The organism is Vallitalea maricola, from assembly GCF_036985595.1.
Taxonomy (GTDB): Bacteria; Bacillota; Clostridia; order Lachnospirales; family Vallitaleaceae; genus Vallitalea; species Vallitalea maricola.
In genome coordinates, this window is the sequence record NZ_BTPU01000036.1 from 1 (window position 1) to 25,590 (window position 25,590).

At 30.1% G+C, this 25,590-nt stretch carries 22 protein-coding genes; 19 read left to right on the forward strand and 3 right to left on the reverse strand.

The annotated features are described in order from the left end of the window. The 12 genes from AACQ14_RS12025 to AACQ14_RS12080 all read left to right on the forward strand — a co-directional run. The coding region (locus AACQ14_RS12025; RefSeq protein WP_339363837.1) for a bL17 family ribosomal protein at positions 1-450 on the forward strand (450 nt) is incomplete at its 5' end. A gap of 363 nt (positions 451-813) precedes the next feature. Then, positions 814-1,665, forward strand: a complete 852-nt coding sequence (locus AACQ14_RS12030; protein WP_339363839.1) for an energy-coupling factor transporter ATPase — start codon at positions 814-816, stop codon at positions 1,663-1,665. Continuing rightward, complete coding sequence (locus tag AACQ14_RS12035; protein ID WP_339363840.1) at positions 1,650-2,510, forward strand: energy-coupling factor transporter ATPase; 861 nt, start codon at positions 1,650-1,652, stop codon at positions 2,508-2,510. Before AACQ14_RS12030 ends, AACQ14_RS12035 begins: the two co-directional genes overlap by 16 nt. Next, positions 2,507-3,298: an energy-coupling factor transporter transmembrane component T family protein gene (locus AACQ14_RS12040; RefSeq protein WP_339363841.1), complete on the forward strand. Its 792-nt coding sequence runs from the start codon at positions 2,507-2,509 to the stop codon at positions 3,296-3,298. The genes AACQ14_RS12035 and AACQ14_RS12040 overlap by 4 nt, the downstream gene beginning before the upstream one ends. A gap of 42 nt (positions 3,299-3,340) precedes the next feature. Beyond that, positions 3,341-4,078 carry a tRNA pseudouridine(38-40) synthase TruA gene (gene truA / locus AACQ14_RS12045; RefSeq protein ID WP_339363842.1) on the forward strand — a complete coding sequence of 246 codons (738 nt, stop codon included), beginning with the start codon at positions 3,341-3,343 and terminating at the stop codon, positions 4,076-4,078. Between the two features lie 22 nt (positions 4,079-4,100). Beyond that, the gene (locus tag AACQ14_RS12050) at positions 4,101-5,246 is read left to right on the forward strand and encodes a YibE/F family protein (RefSeq protein ID WP_339363843.1); all 1,146 of its coding nucleotides are present in this window, start codon (positions 4,101-4,103) and stop codon (positions 5,244-5,246) included. 221 nt (positions 5,247-5,467) lie between these two features. Beyond that, a complete protein-coding gene (rplM, locus tag AACQ14_RS12055; protein WP_113672503.1) occupies positions 5,468-5,902 on the forward strand; it encodes a 50S ribosomal protein L13 in 435 nt (144 codons plus the stop codon). Positions 5,903-5,930: 28 nt separating this feature from the next. Continuing rightward, positions 5,931-6,323 carry a 30S ribosomal protein S9 gene (rpsI, locus tag AACQ14_RS12060; protein ID WP_113672502.1) on the forward strand — a complete coding sequence of 131 codons (393 nt, stop codon included), beginning with the start codon at positions 5,931-5,933 and terminating at the stop codon, positions 6,321-6,323. Between the two features lie 581 nt (positions 6,324-6,904). Next, complete coding sequence (locus AACQ14_RS12065) at positions 6,905-7,285, forward strand: hypothetical protein (RefSeq protein ID WP_339363844.1); 381 nt, start codon at positions 6,905-6,907, stop codon at positions 7,283-7,285. 137 nt (positions 7,286-7,422) lie between these two features. Further along, positions 7,423-7,755 carry an SH3 domain-containing protein gene (locus tag AACQ14_RS12070; RefSeq protein ID WP_339363845.1) on the forward strand — a complete coding sequence of 111 codons (333 nt, stop codon included), beginning with the start codon at positions 7,423-7,425 and terminating at the stop codon, positions 7,753-7,755. A 163-nt stretch (positions 7,756-7,918) separates the two neighbouring features. Then, positions 7,919-8,047: a hypothetical protein gene (locus AACQ14_RS12075; RefSeq protein WP_339363846.1), complete on the forward strand. Its 129-nt coding sequence runs from the start codon at positions 7,919-7,921 to the stop codon at positions 8,045-8,047. 489 nt (positions 8,048-8,536) lie between these two features. Next, complete coding sequence (locus AACQ14_RS12080) at positions 8,537-11,461, forward strand: SH3 domain-containing protein (protein ID WP_339363847.1); 2,925 nt, start codon at positions 8,537-8,539, stop codon at positions 11,459-11,461. Between the two features lie 99 nt (positions 11,462-11,560). Here the strand turns inward: AACQ14_RS12080 and AACQ14_RS12085 are convergent, their stop codons facing one another. Continuing rightward, positions 11,561-12,115, reverse strand: coding sequence for a cupin domain-containing protein (locus AACQ14_RS12085; RefSeq protein WP_459112799.1), 555 nt, complete (start codon positions 12,113-12,115; stop codon positions 11,561-11,563). Positions 12,116-12,357: 242 nt separating this feature from the next. Here AACQ14_RS12085 and AACQ14_RS12090 point away from each other — a divergent pair, with 242 nt between their 5' ends. From AACQ14_RS12090 to AACQ14_RS12105, 4 genes are all read left to right on the forward strand, one after another. Further along, positions 12,358-13,950 (forward strand): hypothetical protein, encoded by a 1,593-nt coding sequence (locus tag AACQ14_RS12090; RefSeq protein ID WP_339363848.1) that lies wholly within the window; start codon positions 12,358-12,360, stop codon positions 13,948-13,950. 337 nt (positions 13,951-14,287) lie between these two features. After that, positions 14,288-15,445, forward strand: a complete 1,158-nt coding sequence (locus AACQ14_RS12095) for an ROK family protein (protein WP_339363849.1) — start codon at positions 14,288-14,290, stop codon at positions 15,443-15,445. Between the two features lie 106 nt (positions 15,446-15,551). Further along, positions 15,552-16,490 carry an ROK family protein gene (locus AACQ14_RS12100; protein ID WP_339363850.1) on the forward strand — a complete coding sequence of 313 codons (939 nt, stop codon included), beginning with the start codon at positions 15,552-15,554 and terminating at the stop codon, positions 16,488-16,490. Between the two features lie 69 nt (positions 16,491-16,559). Further along, positions 16,560-18,311, forward strand: a complete 1,752-nt coding sequence (locus tag AACQ14_RS12105; RefSeq protein WP_339363851.1) for a class I mannose-6-phosphate isomerase — start codon at positions 16,560-16,562, stop codon at positions 18,309-18,311. Positions 18,312-18,455: 144 nt separating this feature from the next. On the opposite strand, the gene AACQ14_RS12110 is transcribed toward AACQ14_RS12105, so the two are convergent. Together AACQ14_RS12110 and AACQ14_RS12115 are read right to left on the reverse strand one after the other, a co-directional pair. Then, positions 18,456-20,171, reverse strand: a complete 1,716-nt coding sequence (locus tag AACQ14_RS12110) for a sensor histidine kinase (RefSeq protein ID WP_339363852.1) — start codon at positions 20,169-20,171, stop codon at positions 18,456-18,458. Positions 20,172-20,186: 15 nt separating this feature from the next. After that, a complete protein-coding gene (locus AACQ14_RS12115; RefSeq protein ID WP_339363853.1) occupies positions 20,187-21,719 on the reverse strand; it encodes a response regulator transcription factor in 1,533 nt (510 codons plus the stop codon). 260 nt (positions 21,720-21,979) lie between these two features. Here AACQ14_RS12115 and AACQ14_RS12120 point away from each other — a divergent pair, with 260 nt between their 5' ends. The 3 genes from AACQ14_RS12120 to AACQ14_RS12130 all read left to right on the forward strand — a co-directional run bounded on the left by AACQ14_RS12120 (position 21,980) and on the right by AACQ14_RS12130 (position 25,586). Next, positions 21,980-23,677, forward strand: a complete 1,698-nt coding sequence (locus AACQ14_RS12120; protein ID WP_339363854.1) for a type 2 periplasmic-binding domain-containing protein — start codon at positions 21,980-21,982, stop codon at positions 23,675-23,677. 91 nt (positions 23,678-23,768) lie between these two features. Next, positions 23,769-24,680 carry an ABC transporter permease gene (locus tag AACQ14_RS12125; protein WP_339363855.1) on the forward strand — a complete coding sequence of 304 codons (912 nt, stop codon included), beginning with the start codon at positions 23,769-23,771 and terminating at the stop codon, positions 24,678-24,680. Positions 24,681-24,692: 12 nt separating this feature from the next. Then, positions 24,693-25,586 carry a carbohydrate ABC transporter permease gene (locus AACQ14_RS12130; RefSeq protein ID WP_339363856.1) on the forward strand — a complete coding sequence of 298 codons (894 nt, stop codon included), beginning with the start codon at positions 24,693-24,695 and terminating at the stop codon, positions 25,584-25,586. Positions 25,587-25,590: the final 4 nt, after the last annotated feature.

A 25,590-nucleotide genomic window follows, 5' to 3' on the forward strand; every position in this document is an offset into this window, starting at 1 on the left:
CAAATTAGAACTACAGTTAGTAAAGCTAAAGAAGTTCGTAGAATTACTGAAAAATTAATAGCATTATCCGTAAAGGAAAAAGATAATTATGAAACAGTAACTGTAACTCAAAAAGTACCTAAGAAAACTGCTGATGGAAAAAGAGTGAAAACAGTAGTAGATGGTAAAAAAGTTACTGAATTTGAAAATATCGAAAAAACAATTAAAAAAGATAGCGCTACTAGATTACACGCACGTAGACAAATGCTTAAGGTTTTATACCCAGTAAAAGAAGTGCCTGTAAAGAATGCTGGTAAAAAAGCAAATACTAAACAAGTTAACTTAGTAGATAAGTTATTTGATGAGATTGCTCCAAAGTATTCTGATAGAAATGGTGGATATACAAGAATTATTAAAATAGGACCTCGTAGAGGTGACGGTGCAGAAGAAGTAATTATTGAATTAGTGTAATTTTGCATTAGTAAATAATATAGGGATTAAGGCATATGTGCACTTAATCCCTTATTTGTAATTAAAGATAAATAAATTAATTGTGTTGAGTTTTAAGGTAGGGTAATATATACTATTATAAGTATTCAATTTCTATACTATTATATTTCGATAATACTGAGTATTAAGGAGATATATAAGTTGAATTGAATAATTGCTATAGAGCCAGCTAATTAGTTCTGTACAATTTATAAAATCAAGGTAAATATATTGAACTTATTGAATAGGTGTATAGATGTTTACATTCAATATATAAAAGAGATTAATGTTTATAATAGTCTATATTACTTGACAATGATAATATAGCAACAGGTGGTGTGACAAATGGAAATGATTAGATCTAAAGGTTTGGTATATGAATATCATACCCATAATGATATGGGTGAAATAGAAGAATTAAATAGAGCCCTTGACCATGTGGATATAGATATCCATAAAGGAGAATTCATAGCCATACTAGGGCATAATGGTTCAGGGAAATCTACTATTGCTAAGCATTTAAATGCCCTTTTAACCCCATCAGAGGGTACTCTATGGGTAAAAGGTATGGATACAAAAAAAGAAGACGATGTATGGAATATAAGGCAAACCGCAGGAATGGTATTTCAGAACCCTGATAATCAGATAATTGCTACTGTAGTAGAAGAGGATGTCGCCTTTGGACCTGAGAATCTAGGAATAGAGCCAGGGGAAATAAGAAAAAGAGTAGATAATGCATTGGATACTGTAGGTATGCAAGCATATAGTACCCATTCACCTAATAAACTATCAGGTGGACAAAAGCAGAGAATAGCAATTGCTGGAGTTTTAGCTATGAAACCTGAATGTATTATATTAGATGAACCGACTGCAATGCTAGACCCTTCTGGACGAAAAGAAGTAATTGAAACTGTTCAGGAATTAAACAAACGTGAAAATATAACGATTATTCTTATTACACATTACATGGAAGAGGCTATAGAAGCAGATAGAGTATATGTGATGGATGAAGGTAAGATAGCATTACAAGGAACTCCAGATGAAGTTTTTACACAGGTAGAGCAGATGAAGACATTAGGACTTGATGTTCCACAAGTAACAGAACTGACTTATATGCTCAAAAAAAATAATATTAATATACCGGCAAATATACTTAATGTAAAGGAAATGGTTGATGCACTATGTCAATTAAAATAGATAACTTAACATATATTTATAGTCAGAATACACCTTTTGAAAAAAAAGCTATTGATAATGTATCTCTAGAAATAGAAGAGGGGGAATTTGTAGGTCTTATTGGACATACAGGTTCTGGTAAATCTACATTAATTCAACATTTCAATGGATTATTAAAACCTGCTAGTGGAAATGTATACGTTAATAATATAGATATACATAGTAAAGAAAAGCCTTTGCGAGAAATAAGACAAAAAGTAGGACTAGTATTCCAATACCCAGAACATCAATTATTTGAAATGAGTGTATATAAAGATGTGGCTTTTGGACCTACTAACATGGGGCTGGAAAAAGAAGAAATTGATAAAAGAGTTAAAGAAGCGATAAGTATTGTAGGATTAGGAGAAGAAACCTATGAAAAATCACCTTTTGAATTATCAGGAGGGCAAAAAAGAAGAGTAGCTATAGCTGGTGTTCTAGCTATGAAACCAGATGTACTAATTCTAGATGAACCAACAGCTGGTCTTGATCCTAGAGGTAGAGATGAAATACTTGATGAGATATCTAAATTACATGAAGAACTAGGTATAACAGTCATTCTAGTATCTCACAGCATGGAAGATGTAGGAAAATACGTAGAACGTATTATAGTAATGGATGAAGGCAAAGTAAGATACGATGACATACCAAAGAAAGTATTTAATCATATTGAAGAATTAGAATCAATGGGACTTGGTGTTCCTCAAGTAACCTACTTGATGCAAGAACTTAAGAAAAAAGGTTTTCTTGTTACCAACGAAGTAACTACAATTCAAGAAGCATACGATGAGATTATGAATGCTATTAGTAAGGATGTGAAAATATGATTCGAGACATAACTATTGGTCAATACTATCCTGCTAATTCTTATATACACAAATTAGACCCAAGAATGAAATTATTAGGGACCCTTGCTTTTATTATTTCCTTGTTCATTGCTAGTAATGTTTGGGGATATATTGTGGCATTTGTATATCTAGGAGCAGTAATAATTATATCAAAAGTACCTCTAAGATTTATGTTAAAAGGGTTGAAAGCAATATTTATTATAATTATTTTAACAGTTGTATTGAACTTGTTTTTTACCACTGGAGAAGAGAAACTTTTTAATATAGGAAGTGTTGTAGTATATAAGGAAGGACTGTATTTTGCAGCATTGATGGCTATCAGACTTATTTTTCTAATAATTGGTTCTTCAATACTTACCCTTACTACTTCACCAATACAACTTACAGATGGTATAGAGTACTCATTGAATCCATTGAAAAAAATAAAGGTACCAGCTCATGAAATAGCTATGATGATGACTATAGCATTAAGATTCATACCTATTTTGTTAGAAGAGACTGATAAAATAATGAAGGCTCAGATGGCTAGAGGAGCTGATTTTGAATCAGGTGGTATTGTAAAAAGAGCTAAAAGTCTTATTCCCTTGCTTGTACCATTATTCATATCTGCGTTTAGAAGAGCAGATGATCTAGCATTAGCTATGGAAGCTAGATGTTATAGAGGTGGAGAAGGACGAACAAGGATGAAACAACTAAAGTATACCAAATATGATCTAGTCGCATTGATTGTATTGGTAGTTTACATTACTATACTTATTATTCTTTAATTAGTATGGTAATTTTATAAAACAACTTGAAGGTGAAAATAAATGGGCAATATTATGCTAGTAGTAGCTTATGATGGAACAAAATATTGTGGATGGCAGGTTCAAAAAAATGCAATTACTATTGAACAAAAGATTTATGAAGCTTGTCAGAAATTGTTTTCCCGGGAAATAAAAATAGTCGGTGCAAGCAGAACCGACACAGGTGTTCATGCATTAGGTCAAATTATTGTATTAAAAGTAGAAACATCAATACCTATAAATAAAATACCTTATGCAATAAATGCTTATTTACCCGAGGATATAGTAATAAGGGATGCAAAATTGGTTACTAGTAGTTTCCATCCAAGATATAATGCAAAAAATAAAACATATGAGTATAGAATATACAACTCTAGATTTCCATTGCCACAACACAATAGATATGCTCATTTTTATCATAAATCTTTAGACATAGATAAGATGAAAAAAGCAGCCAAATACTTTATAGGTGAACATGATTTTAAAGCTTTTTGTTCAACGGGAAGTAGCGTTAAAACTACTGTCAGGGAAATCTATAAATGTGAAGTTACCGTTGAGGATGAAATGATTGCCATTAGTATTAATGGCAATGGCTTTTTATACAATATGGTTAGAATTATTGCAGGAACATTAATAGATGTTGGAAGAGGAAAGATTGAGCCCGATTATATTATAGATATTATAGACTCAAAAGATAGAAGTAAAGCAGGGGCAACTGCTCCAGCTAAAGGATTAACTCTAATAAAGATTAACTATGATTAGATGATGAAAGGAGGAAGTTACTGTGAAACAAAAATTATTATTTGTAATAGCAACGATACTCTGTTTTGGATTATTTACAAGTAGTGTACAAGCAACTGACTCAAACAAGGAATATGATGAGGAAGTATATAAAGAAGAAGTAATACCGGGTAAAGTTATTGCAATTATAAAAGATGAATATGAAACCTTAGAGACATCAGGTGGAGATTACATACAAAAAGTACAAGTATTGAAGGTAAAACTTACTAAAGGTAAAGAAAAAGGAAAGTTAATAGAAGTATACAATACGGTAGACGGCATAATGGCTAATAGTTTTGATGCAAAAGTTGGAGACGAGCTGTATGTTGGTATTGAACGTGATGAAGAAGGAAATATACTGCAAGGTCATATAACCAATGTCAAGAGGGACAAGTATCTAATTTATCTGGTTATAGCATTTATATTATTGACCATTATTGTGGGTGGAATAAAAGGTGTTAAGACACTATTTACATTAGGTATTACTATTGTAGGTGTTTATTATATGCTGAGAGGTATAATAAACGGTCAGAATCCCGTTGTTACATCTATATTGGTATCTATTGTAGTAACGATTATAACTATGTTTGTTATTGGTGGGTTTAATAAAAAAGCTATAGCGGCTATAGCAGGAACTTTATCAGGTGTTATAATAGCAGGTACCATATCACTTGTAATTGGATATTATGCTAATCTATCTGGACTTGAGACATCAGAATCTCAGATGCTCTTGTACTCTACAGAATCAATGCATCTTGATTTTAAAGGAATATTGTTTGCAAGTATTCTACTTGGTACCCTAGGTGCGGTAATGGATGTTTGTATGTCCATATCTTCATCAATAAAAGAGTTAAAAGATAACAATCCTTTAATGACAGTTGGACAACTATTTAAATCAGGAATGAATATAGGTAAAGACGTAATGGGTACCATGTCAAATACCCTTATTTTAGCTTATGCAGGTACATCAATGTGTTTAATGTTGTTATTTATGGTAAATGACATGACCTTAGTTGATATAGTTAATATGGAATTGATCTCGACAGAAATAGTTAGAGCTTTAGCTGGTACAATAGGTCTAATTATATCTATTCCTATAACAGCAATAGTAGCAGCTCTTATGGCTAAAGGGGATTATAATAAAGTATAAACCCAATAAAATGATGTTTTATCCACAATTTCCAATATGAATATATAAGAATTGTGGATAAATATAAAAAAACGTATAAAAATGTGGATAATTTCTTTAAAGCACTTGACACACTAGGTTGGATGTACTATAATATTGAAGCGTGAGTTTGTAGATTAAAATCCATTAGCCCCGGATTTTGATAATACATGAGAAATCGAACTGAATAAGGAGGGAACTCGATGAAAACCTTTATGCCAAAAGCAGAAGCAGTTGAGAGAAAATGGTATATAGTAGATGCTGAAGGTCAAACTTTAGGACGTTTATCATCTGAAATAGCAAGAGTACTTATTGGAAAAAACAAGCCTATCTATACACCACATGTTGATACTGGTGATAACGTAGTAGTTATCAATGCAGATAAAGTTGTATTAACAGGAAAGAAATTAGACCAAAAATTATACAGATATCATACTGGACATCCAGGTGGTTTAAAAGAAATAAAATACAAAGATATGATGAAGAATAAACCTGAAGAAGTAGTTATGCATGCAGTAAAAGGTATGCTTCCTAAGAACAAACTTGGAAGAAAAATGCTTAAAAAACTACGTGTATACAGAGGTTCAGAACATAAACATGAAGCTCAAAAACCAGAAGTATTAGAAATCAAAAACTAAATGATTCGTACTGAAAGGAGGAATACAAGTGGCACAATTAAAATATTATGGCACAGGTCGTAGAAAGCATAGTGTTGCTAGAGTATATTTAGTACCTGGAACAGGTAAAATTACAATTAATAAAAGAGATATAGATAATTACTGTGGACTTGAAACTTTAAAAGTTACAGTACGCCAACCATTAGAATTAACTCATACAACAGATAAATTTGATGTTATTGTTAATGTACATGGTGGTGGATTCACTGGACAAGCTGGTGCTATCCGTCACGGAATTTCAAGAGCTTTATTAAAAGCTGACGATGAATTCCGTCCAGCTCTTAAAAAAGCAGGTTTCTTAACAAGAGATCCAAGAATGAAAGAAAGAAAGAAATATGGATTAAAGGCTGCAAGACGTGCACCTCAATTCTCAAAAAGATAATATTTCAAACTTACAATCCCTCAAACACTTGTGTTTGGGGGATTTTTGTATGCATAAGAATTTGTGAAAACGTACAAAATTTTACTTATAACTAACAGGTAACTAACAAAAAAATATAAAAAATTAAATAAGCTCTATAGCTCTTTTTAATTCCGCAATATCTTTATGAGTATATATGTAGTTTGATAACTCTCGTGACCAATAATTTTTTGAAGAGCAATAGTATCATCACCAGCATTACTTATTAATGTAGCAAGAGGGTATGCCTTGTTTTTAAATCCAAGTTGTTCTATGATAGGCTTAAAATTATCCCTATAATAATTATCATATTTATAAGGCTTATTGTCTGTAACTGAAATTTAGAGTTTGAAACTGCTCTAATATTAAAAGATAACAAATATAGCACTTTAATTTAATTAAATATACGTACTATTAAATTATTATTTTAAGAATATTTTATATATTTATTAAATATATAAAAAGTATACTGTTATTAAGAATATTATATATTATTATCAAAATATTTATGATATAATTTAATTACTTCGATCGAAGTAATTAAAACAATAGGAGGAATAATAATGAAAAAATTACTTAGTATGGCTTTATCTTTGACTCTTGTATTGACCTTATTTACATTTAACACTTATGCTAAAAGCTATGATTTTAATGACCTTGTTCTAAGATCTATTGACAATAATATGATTTATGATTATTCTTTTAACCATGATACAGGTAGATTAATAGTACGTATGAAAACTAATGCAGAACACATATATAGAGAATTACGATTTAAAGTAGTAGTTTATGATTACAATGGGGACTGTATTGGTACTTATAGTGCAAATGATTATACGAATTACCTTATCGAAAGATATCAACTTTATTCTGGGGCACGTACCATAAAAATATATTATTATGTAAATGATGAACTCCAGGAATCTAAAAAGGTTCGTTTATAATTATTTAGACCAATTATCCAAGGGACATCTGTTGAGAAAAATATGTCATATCATAGAAAAATTTAACAACAATATATTAACGTATTTCATCGGTGTATTGTATACAATATACTAATTATTTAAGAGGAGGAAGATTTATGAAGAAAAAAGTATGTTATGTAATACTTATGGTTGCTATAATTACAACCACTATACCAACATATGCAGCAAGTATTGAAAAAAATAGTGAATATAAGACTGTTGTTGCTTATGTTGCATCAAAGTATTTGAAAGAAAAACCCAATAGAGGGAATTGTTGGCTAGCAGAAGTTGTTTTAAAAGATAAAGATAGTCATTTAAATGTTAGAGCTAAACCTTCTACTGATGGTAAAATAATAGGAAAACTAAATAACGGTGATATAATCACTGTTTACTTAAATAGAAGAATACCAAAAGGTTGGTCACAGATATATTATAAAATAAAAAAGTAATAGGCTATTATAAAATACTGATTAGTACATAGGAGCCTTAAATGATATGATACCTCTAAAGTAGACACGGCAAATAACAAAATCTACTTTGGAGGTATTATTTTTATGTCCAGATCTCCTTACTCGTATAAGGACAAAGTAAAAGCATGTGAGGATTACCTTAGTGGAGGATATAGGAATAACTGATGCCCTTATATTCATAAATAATGTGAGAAGAAATCAGATGGTTAAAGATGGAATATTTATTCCTTTGTATTGCCATGTAAATGAACTAGACATCAAGCAACTATGAATTCAAGGCAAAAAGAAGGATAAAAAGATGTACTACAATTCCCAAAAAGCTACTAATCTATACATACAAATACATTTTAGAGGTAGGCAGTTTGTAATGATAGACAACTACCAAACTCATATCAATATTATTTATTTGAATACGAAGATACACATTCACAGATAGAAATCATACTTTTGAATGCGTGTAACCCTTTACTAATAACTAACAAGTACTAACAAAAGTTAGATAGACGCAGTAAAATAAGGATGACAAATTCTCAAAAAGATAATATTTCAAAACTTACAATCCCTTAAACACTTGTGTTTGGGGGATTTTTAAGTAATTGGAAACGAGTGAAATTATTTAAATTTTAGTAAAGCTAATTTAGCTGGTATCATAGACAAATAAGTTAAAAAATAGTAATATTAATATTGTGGTATCGGGAAAAGATAAATCTGAGATACTGATATCTGCATAAAAAATAGTAATTACAAGGGGGATATGTCTATGAAAAGATTGTTTATGATAATATTTTTGATTTTATTCTTAGCTGGATGTTCTACTACAACTAAGGATAATTCTGATAATATTGCCAAAATAGATAATGAGTTTGCTGAAGACTTATCTGTAGGAGATACTAATATAAATGATACGGCAAATATAGAATTGAAACAAGAATATAGTAAAACTATAGATTCAAAAATGATATCAACTTATAGCGAAGATGAAAGTGATGGATATTCTTCAATAGATAAAGAAAATGAAATATGTTTAGTTGATGGTTATGAAGTAATAGCTAAAAGCGAAAGTGTTATTGCAACGTCTAATGTTAAGTTTAGAAAAAAACCTGATATCAAGGCAAAAAGCATAGAACATTCATTATATGATGAAGAGCGTGGAACAGTTGATTTTTTTATAAAGGATACTTATCTCAATGTAATTGGACATACAAAAGATAAATTTGAAGTAAATGGAAAGGAAAATTATTGGTATTATATTTTTGAAAGAGGACCATATGGTGAGACATATGAAGGATGGGCATTCGGTGAATATTTAGAACCAATTCAAAAATTTCAAGGAATTTATGTTAGGACTGAATTAGAACAAATATCTATACGATGCTCTTTAGATAAAACAAGTGGTGAAATTGGACAGTTAGAAAAAAATAAGGAATATAAAATAATAGATATTATAAAAGATGATGAGGGTGACGTCTGGTATCATATTACTATAAATAATGAACAAGAAGGATGGGTAAATAAGCAAGGATGTACGATTGTTATTTATGATGATAATAGTTTTAAAGATGTAATTGATAATCCAATCTATAGATTTACGAATAATTGGATTTACTTTTCAAGTAAAAATTCAATCTATAGAAAAGCTTGTGAAAGGATGGATTACGAAGTTATATACGATACTGTAAGTTCTATGAATTATATTGACTATAAAGTTATAAATGAATATCTTATTCTAGCACTTCCAGTCATAAATGATAATAATTATATAATATTATGCAATAAAAATACTGGTGAAAACACTGTAATAGCAAAAAATGCAACCTCTATAAAAATAACTGATACTCATTTAAACTACATATGTGATTACGATTATGATTCAGTGAACATTTCAATTGAGATAAATGATTTAATAAATGGACAAGAAATAATGGAACAATATCCGTTTAATAAAGTATCAATATTTTTATATGATGATTGGGCTATATATGACAATCATATTATGTATAAAAACACATTAGAAAATTGCGATGAATTTTATTATTATAGATATCCTGAATATATAGAGCCTAATATTTATATGGATTCTGGATATTTTGTAAATAGCTTTATGAATTTAAAGAAAATTGGTAAAGAAAAGAAAATAATAAGTAGTATAAAAGATAATGTTTATCAATATGACTATTCAGATAAGTTAATTGCTTATATAAATGAAGACGATCGTTATGTATATATTGTTTGTAGAGAAGATGGTATTAAAAAACGTATTACAGACTTTAAGGTAAGTGAAGTAAGAGTTTTTAATGACGATGAAATATATTATAAAGTACCAGATTCTGATATTTTATATTGCTATAAAAAATCTAAACACAGCCAAGTGATGGATAAATGTGTAAAAACATATGAAATTATTGGAGAGTATATATATTTTGCGGATACTACTAATAGCTTTTATAGAATGAAATTTGGTAGCAATAATATAGTCTTACTTTCAGAAACACAAGTAGGTCAAATAATTAAACTTAATAATGAGATATATTACTATTTAAAATATGATAGATATAATATTATATATAAAATAACAAATGATATTACAGAAGGTAAATACGTACGCCTCATTAGTGAAATGGACTTTATGTTTAGTGGAAAAGGAAATATTTATTATTGTAATTCAAAGACTTTTACCAACCTTTTATCAATAAAACCGATTACAGGACAATTGCCAGGAAAAGTGATTCATGATGATGAAAGGTGTGGTATATTTACCTCTTATACAGGATGGGATGAAATAGTATACGTTTATAACAAGGATAACGATAACATTACCCCGATATTCGATAATATTCATTATACTGGAACAAAGGTTTGGGGTTGCTGGGTTTATGGAATAGAATGTTCAGATATGTCTTTATATAGAAGTAATATGGTAACTCATGAAAAGCAAAGAATTTATAATAATGTACCTAATGATTTCATATTTAATGTAGTAGATTATGAAAGGATAGTTACTCTTGTAGATGATACCGATAAGTTAAAAATATATAATATAACTACAAAAGAAGAACAGTTAATTTCTATTGAGTGTGCTGAAATACTATGGGAATATAATAATGAATTATATTATATAACTACAGATAACAGATTGATGAAGGTTAGCTTAAATGATATAAATATAAAGGAACAATTGGCTGATAACGTAAAATTAGGTCAAATGTATAATGTCGCAAATACTTCACCTTTTTGTATGTTGGTTGACATAGAGGCTGAGAACTTAAATGATTATATATTATATATAACTACAAATGATGAGTTGATAAAATTTGACATAATTAGTGGTAATAAAATTAAAATTGCAGATAACTGTAATGAAATACTTCAAGATATTAGTTACCATTTTAATTATGAACATATCTATTATATTGATCAAAAATCGTGCCTATATAGAAGTTGTGAAAATGTAAATGAGAAAATATCAACAGGAAGCATAATCCCCTTTAATGATAGATATGAAGTATTTGATAAATATATTGTTTATATGATGCCTACTAGTGAAGAGAATTGTGTAGAATATATTAAGTATAATACAGAAACTGGAGAAAGTGAGTTTATTGGTAAGACTACTAGGTTGGTAACATCAATTGTGGTTAAAGATAATGAGCTGTATTATAATTATCATCGTGGAGGTTCTTGGTAAAATAAAAGTTATATAGTTAATATATCACTAATATAAAAACCCTCAAACAGCGATGTTTGAGGGTTTTACTAATTTTTGGATATCTTTATGAGTATATACCTAGCTATAGCTTTCCTCAGCTTCTGCATCTTCCTTAGTTTCATGAACCGTACCGAATGGATGCTCAGGTGGTGCATAGATAGAATATAATTTAAGAGGTTCGTCACCAGTATTGATTACATTATGCCATTTACCTGCAGGTATCATAATTGCATAATTATCATAAACTCTTTTTTGAAAATCCAGCTTATCTTTACTATCTCCCATTCTAACAAGTCCTTCACCTTCTTCAATACGTATGAATTGATCGACATCTGGATGGACTTCTAAACCTATATCATCCCTAACATCAATACTCATCAAAGTTACTTGTAAATTGTCGCCTGTCCATAAAGCTGTACGATAAGTTTCATTTTGTCTAGTAGCCTCCTCAATATCAACTACATATGGTTCTGGTCCATAATCTCTCAATTCAATGAATCCTAATTCTGAAGTATAGATTGAAGTATCATCCCAATAAGGATATGGATACTTATCATAAAACATATCATATGGATCATAAATTGGTATATCAACACAGTAAGGACATGGATATTCTTTATAATAATGATACATAGTACTTATCCTTTTACATAGATTTAATATATAATATGCCTTAATTCTCTAGAACGTACTTCAATCTTATGAAAATCTAAACTACAGAAAGAAAATAAAAAAAGACTACAATTGTAATATTTTTGTTGTTTTTTCCAATTACATCATTTATACTAGAAATAAAGTAAAAACTGTTAAAATCAGATTATAAACAAGATAAACCAGAAAATAAAATTTCTGGTGCAACGTAATAGGAGGAAAATATGAAAAAAATATCATGCTTATTATTAATATTCAATTTAATGCTAGTTTTAATTGGTTGTTCAGCAAAAGAACAATTGAAATCAGAAGCTCAGGTTCAGGTATCACAACAAACTTCAGAAGATGAAAATAAAGATAAAGCAGAACAGCCTGACAAAAAACAAGATATTAATGATAAAGAAGCAAGTAAAAAGAAAAATAGTATTGAAGAGGAGAAAGACCAGAATATAACCAAAGAGAATGATAAACATACATCAAATGAGTCAACCAAATGGATCGAAAATAATGGAATGACAGTACAAAAACAAGTAGATAAAAAACTTAAAAACTTTGATGCTATAAAAAAATATCTACTAGATGATGAAACCTTTGGTTTGGCTTATTGTGAAATGCAAGGTGAAAACTTTAACTATGATAATTATGTTTTGCATCATATAGATTTTACTGGTGATAATGAACTTGATACCATTATTGTTACTTATACTGATGAAGATGATTATAGAACAGTTGTTTTTGTTACGTTGGAAAATAATGATTACAAGTATTATTTAACTGATCTAAGAGCTACTAAAGATAGTAAATTCTCCTATGAGGATGGTTTTGTAATAGAAGAACAAAATGGATATAGTAAACTAGCTGTCAATTTTTCAATTGAAGATATAAATTTTATCAAAGGAACTTATGGTGGCTTTAGTAATGAGATCATAGAATCAACTTATGATCTTAACCCTGACATGAAATACAAAGTGATAAATACAGTAAATAAAATAGATGGATACAAAAAATATGACACTGACTACATAAAATACTTTTATGATGAAACAGGGAAAGAGCATTTGATAACACATACTAGATATCACTATGATTTTGATGAAGAAAATAATGAGCATAAGTCTACAGAAGAAATAATCGCAGATAACGATTTATCAAAGATTATGGTAGATAATTTTATTGTAGGCAATGATGATTCCCTAAAAACTTTTGAAAAAGTCATTGAAGAAGCAGGTGATATAAAAGGTGTTATAGACTACTATATAGAAAATAGACAGAAATTCCAAAGGAATGCGAGAATCAATTACATTAATCACACGATTCACTATATAAGCAGATTTACTGAAAATTACGATTGTATGGCAGACGATGAAACTATATCTGATGAAAATATAGTAAAGGTTAGTTTGTGGGGTGATAATCCTATACCAGCTAACGCTGAAAGTATATTTAAGATTGTGAAATGCTTCTACATAGATGACGGTGAAAATATGGATTATAATTTTACATTACAAGATGGATATTATAAGATAATATGTGTAGATGATAGTTATAGTAATAAAATAAGAATGCTGAGATTTGATAAAGCAATATTAGATGGGGAAGATGTAGGTTATATATCAAGGCAAGATGAATATGTGGATATTATATTTGATACTAAAGAGAATGTTTTTACAAAAGCTGATAATATTGTATATCCTACTATATTAATTAAAAATCTTTCACAGTTAAATGAATTGAAACATAAGAGTATTTGGAAAGCAAATGCAGTGATTATACCTGAAAAGGTCATTTTTCTTGAATATGCAGATGAAGACATTTAATGAAAAAAAGATTGTTAATCTATATATGTCAAATAAACTAAATGATTTAATTTTATACTAACAAATAAATTGTATTTACCTAATGAACCTCAAAATATAACAAATTAGAGGTTCATTTTTATATTCGAATGAATTACTACTTTTTAATATATGAATAGAAACTGATCATAATATCAAGGAAGTTTTTATTTACTAGTTAAATTATTGAACTTAGTAAATAATATTTAAAAAGTCATTGACTCATATAGAAATCAATATTATAATATGATTATTAAAAGAATATACAAGGATTAATGTATAAAGAATTTATATTAATTATATTATAAGGAGCTATTATATGGCTGGTTTAAATCATAAAGATATGAATAGTAACAATAAATACGTCCTCTTGAAAGATATAATAACAAAAGGTCCTATTTCAAGAATAGAGCTTAGTAAGACAACTGGATTAAGTAAAATGACAGTTACTGCAATTGTGAATGAGTATATCAAAAAAGATATAATATGGGAATGTAGTGAAGCAAAATCTACTGGAGGTAGAAAACGAACTAATCTAGATGTCTCCAATGATTCATTATTGACAATGGGTATTTACATAGGTCGTGATTTTTTGCAAGTTGGTATTATTAATCTGAAAGGGCAGATATTACAGACAGAGAATATATCTTTGAACGAAATTAAAAGTAATGAAATGTTAATAGATAGTATTTTCATGTTAAGTGATAAGCTCATTCAAAGTCGATACAAAGATAACATATGGGGAATTGGTGTATCTTGTGCAGGACCTTTATTAGTCAGTGATGGTATTATCCTGAATCCTCCTGATTTTAATAATGTTCATGAATTGAATATAGTTGGAATTCTAAAGAATAGATACAATCTTCCAGTATATCTGCAAAATGACATGTGCGTAGCAGCACTAGCTGAAGTATATTTTGGTGAAAATCGTCAAATTGATAACTTTATCTACATTGGAATCTCTTCTGGTATAGGAGGAGGTGTAATAATCAACAAAAAATTATTCACCGGTTCCTCTGGATTAGCAGGTATCATTGGACACAGTATTGTAGAAATGAATGGAATTCCTTGTGAATGTGGACAAAGAGGTTGCCTTGAAAAATATAGTAGTACTAGGGCTGTGACTAAATGGGTCAAAGAACAGGGAGGCGGAGACTTATCCTGGATTGAGTTATTAAATAAAGTAGCTAAAGGGGATAAGATTTGCTTAAAAGCTATCGAGAGAATGGCTGATTACCTAGGAGTTGCAATCTGTAATATGCAAAGTGCCTATGATACAGACTGTTTTATTATTGGTGGTGACTTGAATTCATATCAAGATATGGTTATAGACCGATTAAAGGATAAGATGCAGGAATCCTCATTTTTTAATGAGAGAAAGAATAAGGTACAATTAAAACCTTCAACTTTCATGGCAAGTGCTTCTTTTATTGGTACAGTAGCTTTGGTTATGGAGAATAATTTAACCAATTATTAATATACGCTTATAGAAAGCATGACAAATAATCCGTGTTGATATAAAAAGTACGTATTACATTTAATGATGTTAAACATAAATATAAGTAACTGAAAGGCTGATATAGATGAAAATAGGAATAGATTTAGGTGGAACAACAATGTCAGCAGGAATTGTAGATGAGAATAACAGAATCATTGATAGAAACCAAATTGATACAAATAGCTCAGAGTCCCCAGAAAAACTTATTCAGAGAATGGCAAATCTAGTCAATGAACTGATTGAAAAAGCTGATATTAAAAATATTACGCATATTGGGATAGGATGTCCAGGAATGTTGGATAGACAGAATGGTATAGTACTGTATTCCAATAATATTGGATGGGAAAATATACATCTTATTGATGCCATGAAAAAATACTTTCATATACCAGTATACCTAGAAAATGATGCGAATTGTGCTGCTTTAGGAGAATATATCGCTGGAGCAGGAAAAAAATATTCATCTATGGTAATGGTCACCTTGGGTACTGGAATTGGTGGAGGAATAATTATTGACGATACATTATATCGTGGTAAAAATGGTAACTCAAGTATTTTAGGGCATTTAATGATGGCTGATAATGGTGAATTATGTACTTGTGGACGAAAAGGGTGCTGGGAAGCATATGGTTCTGTTAGTGCTTTGATTCGTATGGCTAATGAAAAGGCTGACGAATACCCTGATTCTGAATTAGAAAAACAAAGGAAATCTTCTGGCAGATTAGATGGTAGGAATATATTTGATGCAATACATAATGGTGACAAAGCCGCTAATGAAGTGTTTGTTAAGTATATAAGCAATGTTGCCCAAGGAATCGTTGACATTGTCAACATATTAGATCCTGAAGGAATTGTCATAGGAGGAGGTATCAGTAAGCAAGGAGAATTTATATTAGAACCTATCCGTAAAATTGTTAAGGAAAATATATATTGTAAATCAATGGAATTACCTAAAATCACTGCATCAGGATTGGGAAATAACGCAGGAATTATTGGAGCAGCTTGTTTAGACCATTTTGTATAGGTAAAGCTAATTTTATAAAAAAAGACTAACTGTTGCTTAGCATACAAGGAAGATAATATGGAGGTAAAAATGTACAAATCAAATTATGACAAAAGACCAGTAGTGCAGATTAAAGGATATGAAGACGAAATTTTTACTGGCTACGAAGAAATATCCCAGGAAATATTAAGAAAAATTACTATTGATGGAAAAAGTAAAACGGTTGTAACGATTGAATGTTATCCTGGTGTGAACAAAGAAGAAGTATTAACATCTTTTATAAAGAAACTAAATCCAGAGTTATTAATTGATGCTGATGATTATAGTTTTGATGGAAATACAATCACTAATATGATTCAGCGTGAACTAACAGATGATAGGGTTTTTGGAGTTCTAAGCTGTAGAACCATGGACGAATTTTTTGATGAAACACTAGTTGATAAAGCAAGACAAAAGATAGAAGGAATTAAAACAGGGGTTGTACTCGTATACGGTACAGGAGCTTCTATAATAGATACAGGAGATATCTTAGTATATGCTGATCTGGCAAGATGGGAAATACAATTACGCTATCGTAGAAAAGAAATAGCCAATTGGAAGATGGAAAATTACGACGAGGACTTATTGAAAAAATATAAAAGAGGATTCTTCGTAGAGTGGAGAGTGGCAGATAGATTAAAGAAAAAACTGTATAAGGATGTAGCTTATATACTAGATACAAATAAATCCAACTCTCCTAAAATGATAACTAAAAAGGCATTTACAGCAGGGTTGGAACAAACTGTTAATGGTCCGTTTAGAGTTGTTCCATACTTTGACAAAGGGGTATGGGGTGGACAATGGATGAAAGAAGTTTGCGACCTAGATAAGGATTCTGAAAATTTTGCATGGTGTTTTGACTGTGTACCAGAAGAGAATAGCCTGTACTTAAAATATGGTGATACAATTGTGGAGACACCTTCAATCAATGTTGTGTTTTTCTATCCACATCAATTATTAGGAGAAAAAGTTCATTCGAGATTTGGTACAGAATTTCCTATAAGAGTTGATATGCTAGATACAATGGGAGGACAGAATCTGAGCCTTCAAGTACATCCATTAACTGAATACATTCAAGAAAAGTTTGGTATGCACTATACTCAGGATGAGAGTTACTATATGCTTGATGCCAAGGAAAATGCCAATGTATATCTTGGAGTACAGAAAAATGTGGACAAGGAAGCGCTCATTAATGACCTGAAAGAAGCTGAAAAAGGCAATATAACATTCCCTGATGAAAAATATGTAAACAAATTTGGTGCCAAAAAACATGATCATTTCTTAATACCAGCAGGAACAATTCATTGTTCAGGTAATGATTGTATGGTTTTGGAGATTAGTGCTACTCCATATATATTTACATTCAAATTATGGGACTGGGAAAGACTAGGACTTGATGGAAAACCTCGTCCAGTGCATATTAATCATGGTGAACAAGTAATTCAGTGGGACAGAGATACTGACTGGGTTAAAAAGAATCTTATTAATAGAGTTGAGCCAGTTGATGAGGGTAACGGATGGAGAGAAGAACGTACAGGACTTCACGAAAGAGAATTCATTGAAACCAGGAGATATTGGTTTAGCGAAAAAGTATCACTTAATACTGAAGGTGGAGTGAATGTATTGAATCTAGTGGAAGGAAGAGAAGCCATTGTAGAAAGTCCTGAAAATAGATTCCAACCATTTGTTGTACATTATGCTGAAACATTTATAGTTCCTGCTAGTGTTGGTGCTTATACCATAAAACCATATGGAGAAAGTGAAGGTAAGGAATTAGGAATAATGAAAATTTATGTGCGATAAATAGTAGCTTCAAAAGATGATATTTAATTATTATAAACATAAGTAAAATGTCCTTATCCTTTTATAATAAGTCAATCACCTATATTTAAAAGAGGCATTTTACTTATATTAAACTTGTTATTGTTAAAACAATCAACTATTATATTAACACGATATATTTTTAGGAATAGTAAGGCATACTATTGTTCCTTTTCTAAGTTTACTCTCATAAGATAAACCATATTCTTTACCGTAATAAAGCTGAACACGGTGATGAACATTTTGAATACCATATCCTTTTGTTTTTGTAGTTAAGATTGATTCTAGAACATGAGTAGTAATACCACAACCATTATCTGTAATAGTAAACACTAGATTATTGTTGGATTGCTTACCAATAATGGTTAATAAACCATGTCCTACACTTTCTTTGTGATCTATCCCATGGACAATGGCATTTTCTACAAGGGGCTGTAAAAGTAAATTTAACATGGTATAATTAAGAATATCATCATCAATATCATAAGATACATCAAATGTATAACTATGCATCATCAATTGAATTTGGATATAGCTTGTCACGTTTTTAAATTCATCTTTTACTAAAATTGTATTTTTACCTTTATTTAATGTAGTACGATAAAAAGATGAAAGAAACTGAGCCATATGGCTTATGTCTTCATGACCTGCCAATATTGCTTTACTATTTATAAGAGAGAGACTATTATAGAAAAAGTGAGGGCTAATCTGTGCCTGCAAGGCTTTCATTTCATATTCTTGTTGAAGAATCTTACTTTTGTATACTTCATCAATCATATATTTTATGCGATTTACCATATATCCAAAACGTTGAATCAAAATACCGATTTCATCAGTTGACTCTTGAGTGACAGTTACGGATAAATTACCGGATTCAACTTGCTCCATGTTGTCTGTAAGCTCTTCTAATGGACGTACTATTACTTTTGAAAGTGAATAACTAGCAAATAGCAAGAAAAGTATACATATAATGATGATGAAGAATATAGTAATAGTTATCTGACTTGCAGCAGCAGAAACGGTGCTAATAGGTCGATATAGATAAACAGTCCAATTAGAAGTTGGTAAATATTTGACCTCAAAGACGTAATCTTTATCTAAGCTGCCTTCATTTAATTTTGATAATAATTGATTGTGAGACATACTATAAACAGCTTCTTTATCATAAAAATTTTCATATTCATAAACTGGGTTACCATCATTATCTATAATAACAATACCATATGAATTATCAAAAAGAGTGGACAATGGAGCAAAAGTTTCAGTATAGTTAATACTCATTTTAATAATGTTAGTATACTGTCTAGTAGAATCTAATAACTGACATATTATAGCTAATTGATGCTTATCAGAAGAAACAATAAAGTGAGGTACAGTTGTATCTAATATAGGATTAAACCAATTTGAATCTTCAATATCTGATAAAGGACGTAATATATTTCCATGAGGATTAATATTATTATTGCTATAGACGGTAATAGCTTCTATTTCATTATGAAGAGAACGTACAGTTGAAAATAAGGGATCAATAACTTCTTTATAAGCTAAATACATCTCAAAATTATTGTTATAGCTAGAATTAAGTGCAATTGTTAAATTATTGTCCCATATAATATAACTCATGACATCACAATAAGATGCTGTCATATGCTCTAAAGAATTATGTGCTTGACTTAGAGATTCTACCAATACTTCCTTTTCGCGATTAATTAGTAAGTTGCGAATTTGAAGATAAGAAAAACTACCAAGCATAATAATAGGTACTAAGCTAACGACTAAACAGGTTAGAGTAATTTTATTTCTAAATTTAAGATTTTTAAACCATATTCTAAATTTATACATATTTTCCTCCATCATTTATATGTGTTTTTGCCGATATTTTTCGGGAGTTATACCAAAGTTTTCTTGAAAGCTTTTACAAAAATATGAAACATTGGAATATCCTACGGTTTTGCAGATATCGGTTATTTTTATATTTGTATTTATGAGTAGCTCTTTAGCTTTATCCATCCTTAGATTTTTAATGTACCTATTAATACCATAGCCTATTTCTTGAATAAATAAGGTACTCAAATATCTTGGGGTTAGAAAAACCTTATCAGCCAAAACATTAAGATTTAAGTTTTCACCATAATGTGTATGAATATATTGTTTTATAAGATGAATAGCATGTTTTGGTGATAGCTGTTCAGTTTCAAACTTCTCAATGACTTTATCTAAAATATCATATAAAAATTCTTGAATTTCTTCAAAACTGTGACTGGAATAAATGTTTGTTATGTTTTTAGTGAATTCGCTTTCTTTGTATTCAGGAAGTTCTTTATAGAGTATCTGTAACAAATTAGAACAAAGAAAACGGATATATATGTGTGACAAAGACTGCTTATTTCGGTATTTTTGGAACATTGTATTTATATCTTGTTTAAGACTGTAGATATCTTTTAATTGTATATCTTTTTGTATGGCTTGAAGCAAATAATTATCTTGCTCACTATTATGTTCGTTATTGATAAAAGAAGTCTCTATAGAATAAACATAAGTATCGGAAAAAAAGAAGCGATTTTCCAAATAACCTTCTGCTTCCTCGTAAGCTTTTGAAATATCATTGGGTTGGGTGATTTCATTACTAATCGAAATGAAACACTTTCTTTCATATATAGTAGAAATATAATTTTGTATTTTAATCGCTAATTCTCTATAGTATATGGGTGGTTTATTTTTGCTCTTGAATAAAAGGAGACTTTGAAAAGGGTTCAAATTAATAAAATCAAAGTGCATATCAATAATTCTATGTATTTTATCGTTATAAGAATGAAAACCTTCACTCTGTAAATTATCAAATAATGGTTCATCAAATTCTAGAAGAAATAACCTAGAATAATCCATTAAATATGAAAGATTAATAGTGGGATATTCTTTTATTAGAGTTTCCAAACATGTTTTATTAATTAAACGATATAAAATATGATTTTTTAGATAAAGATCATGTTTTTTTTTGTCAGCTATTTCTTTTTGTAATTGTTCTGTTCTTTGCAGAACCAATGAAATGGTTTTTTGAAATTCACAAGGGTTTATAGGTTTCAAAATATAATCAACAGCTCTTAACGACAATGCCTTTTTAATATATTCGAAATCGTCATGTCCGCTAAAAAAAATAATCTGGATATTAGGGAAAAGTTCCTTTGCGCTAGAAGCTAATTTTATACCATCCATAAAAGGCATTTTAACATCGGTAAATAAAATATCAGAAGGACAATCTTTTAATTTTGTTAATGCTTCTTTTCCGTTAGATGCTTCTAGAATATTCAAATCAAAATTATATCTATCTAAAAGAAATCGGATGACTTGACGTTCATCACTTTCGTCATCAACAATTAATATACGATACATAATGAACCTCCTTCATAATTTGCTATAAATTATAGCATTTATAATATGGTTTTGCAATGTGTGGTACGGTATAGCTAAATGTTCAAGAAAAAGTGTTATAAATCAGGATTTTCTTGCGTTTACTCAATATGGTGAGGGTGTTATACTAAAAACAACTTATATTAAACGGCCGCTGATTAAGTTTGAGATGAATTCAAATAATGAAGATTAAAATTAAAAAATAATATGAAATCGATTATTCAAATAATTGGGAGGTAATTATGAATAATAATTCTATTGTAAAACAGATCACAGTTTTAATGTTGATAAGCATAATAAGCTTTTCGTTAGTAGCATGTAATGATAAAGATTCTTCAAAAGTTACAGAAAGTACTGAAGTAGGAGAAAATGCTCATGGTAAGTATACTGAAGAAATTACTTATACTTTAGGTCGTCTAACAGTACAAAACTCTAAACTACCTGAAGGTGATACATATGAGAATAATGCATATACCCGCTATGTAAAAGAAAAGCTGAATGCAGTATGTGTAGATGCATTTGAAGCAAATGGCGAAGATTATGATAGACAGGTATCTTTAGCAATTAGCTCAGGAGACTTACCTGATATGATGCGTGTGGGAGATAAAAATATATTGGATGAATTAGTTGAAAATGATTTGATAGCTGATTTAACAGAAGTTTATGATACTTATGGAAGCGATTATCTAAAATCTATATATGATTCTTATGATGGTAGAGCTTTAGATACTGCAATGTATGATGGCAAACTAATGGCTTTACCAGGAACCAATGTTGATAGTGCGCCTTCAGAGGTATGGATTAGACAAGATTGGCTAGATAAACTAGATATTATAATAGATGAAGATGGAAATGGATGTATTACAATTGAAGAATTAGAAATGGTAGCCAAAACATTTAGAGAAAAAGACCCAGGGAATAGTGGTAATCCCATAGGTATTCCTTTAGCTTATTGGTTAAATTCAAATGATTATGGTGGTTCTAATCACTGTATGACAGGTATCGCTAATGCTTTTGGAGCTTACCCAAAATTATGGCTGCAAGATGAAGGTGGAAATATTTATTATGGTTCTACTACCAAGGAAACAAAAGAAGCTTTGGGTGTAGTAAAAAAATGGTATCAAGAAGGAATTCTTGATCCTCAATTCGGTACGAGAACATGGGATGATATTACTGCTCTTCTCATAAACGGACAAAGTGGAATTGTTTTCGGTGCCTGGCATATTCCTGACTGGTTACTTAATAATATAAGAGCAATGGATAATAATGCTGTATTTTCTGCTTACGTGATTGAAGATGAAAATGGTAAAGCTAATGTATTCCATAATAATGCATCTAATGGTTTTATTGTAGTAAGAAAGGGGTATGAATATCCTGAATTAGCAATTAAGATTGCTAATATATTCTATGATGAATTTGCAAACAGCAAAACTCTTGCAACAGATGCACCTGAGGTGTCAAAATACCACGTAGATGCAGTTGATGGTGCTACCAGACCATTTAATATTGAGATTAATAAATATACATCATTACTTGATGATTACTCGGATATTAGAAGAGGCGTTAATGGTGAAATTCCAATTGAGGAAGCACGTACTGTAGAATCTAGAGTTATTATTGAGAACGTAACTAAATATTTGAAAGATTACGAAAACTCTAATGTGACTGATTGGGCAAAATATCATTCTAGAATGAAAGGTGTTGCTCTAATTGAAAAGTTAACAAATGAAGGAACCTTCAATTGGGTTAACCCAGTATTTTGGGGAACAACAGACACAATGAAAACTAATTGGGCGAATCTAGAAAAATTAGAAGAAGAAATGTTTATCAAAATTATAATAGGAGCTACATCATTAGATGAATTTGACGCCTTTGTAAATGATTGGAACAAACAAGGTGGTGCTCAAATTATTAAAGAAATTCAAGAAACATTAAAGTAAAAAATAAACAAGATAAAGGGGACTGTTGAAGCAGTCCCTTATATTTCATAGATAAATTGATTTAATTTATCTTGGATAAAAGGAGGTTTCTATGAAGACACTAATTAAAAATGTTAATATAGCAAAATCAGAAGCCATGTATCAAATGATGATGATTCCTGGTATAATTTTTTTGCTGATTTTTAGTTATATACCCATGTTTGGAATCATTATGGCGTTTCAGGATTATGTTCCTGCAAAGGGTATTTTCGGTTCTAGTTTTGTTGGTTTAGAACATTTTATGTATATGATATCTTTACCTGATATTGCTCAGATAGTTAAAAATACTTTGATAATTGCAGTTGGAAAAATTCTTTTAGGAACTTTTATGGCAATTGCTTTTTCAATTTTGCTTAATGAAATTAGCAAGAAGTTCTTAAAGAAGACAGTTCAAACCATTGTTTATATGCCCCATTTTTTGTCTTGGGTTGTCTTGGCAGCTGTTGTTGTAAATATGTTTAATCTTGATGGGACTATTAATCAGATATTAGTTTCATTTGGACTTGATAAAATTAATTTTATGGGAAGCAATAGCTGGTTTAGACCCTTAATAATTGGTACAGATGTTTGGAAAGAATTTGGTTATAATTCTGTTGTATATCTAGCGGCGATTACAGCTATTGATCCAGGGCTTCACGAAGCAGCTGCAATAGATGGTGCAAGCTGGTGGAGAAGAGTTATAAATATTACCATACCTGGAATGTTACCTATTATTTTACTAATGGCTGCGATGAGTCTTACTAGTATTTTGAGTGCTGGTTTTGACCAAATCTATAATCTGTATACACCAATGGTATATGAGACAGGAGATGTATTGGATACCTATGTATACCGTATTGGTCTTGTAGGACGTCAGTATAGCTTTGCTACGGCGGTTGGATTATTTAAGTCTGTTATTGGTATGATTCTAATGTTAACTGCTAACGGACTTGCAAAAAAATATACTGATAGAAAAATATTTTAGGAGGTAAAATTGATGATACAAAATAGAAGTATTAAAGCTCGAATGAGAACTTTACTAATATATATTATTGTTATTAGTTTGGCATTATTATGTTTACTTCCTTTATGGAATATTGTTGCGATCTCTTTTAGCAGTAGCGCAGCTGTTTCAGCAAATAGGGTAGGTTTGATACCTGTACAATTTACAACGGCTGCATATCAAAAAATTATGGACGATGTCCAGTTTTGGAGATCTTTTGGTATATCTGTAATTCGAGTTATAATAGCATTAGGTTTGAACATATTGTTAATAGTTTTAATGGCATATCCTCTTTCTAAAACAAAAAGGGAGTTTCGTGGAAGAAATATCTATATAGGTTTATTAATCTTTGCCATGCTTTTTAATGGTGGGATGATTCCTACCTATTTAGTGGTAAAAAAACTGGGACTTTTAAATTCCATATGGTCTTTAATCCTCCCTTGTGCAGTACCTATTTTTAGTGTGATTTTGGTTATGAATTTTTTTATTGGTATTCCAAAATCATTAGAGGAAGCAGCAATCATTGATGGAGCAAAACCACTTCAGGTATTATTTAAAGTATATATCCCTTGTGCAGTTCCATCCATTGCAACAGTTGCTTTGTTTAGTATTGTGGGATCATGGAATGATTTTTACAGTGGATTGATTTATATAACAAAAATAAAGAATTATCCACTTATGACCTATATTCAATCCTTAAGCGTTAGTATTGAAGAATTGTTAAGAGCTGGAAAGAGTGCAACTGCATTGAGTAACGTTATGGAAGTATCCAACCAGAACTTAAATGCAGCCAAAATCGTAGTAGCAGTAATTCCATTATTGATGATTTATCCTATATTACAAAGATATCTAATTACGGGAATTGTGATGGGTTCGGTAAAAGAGTAAGGCA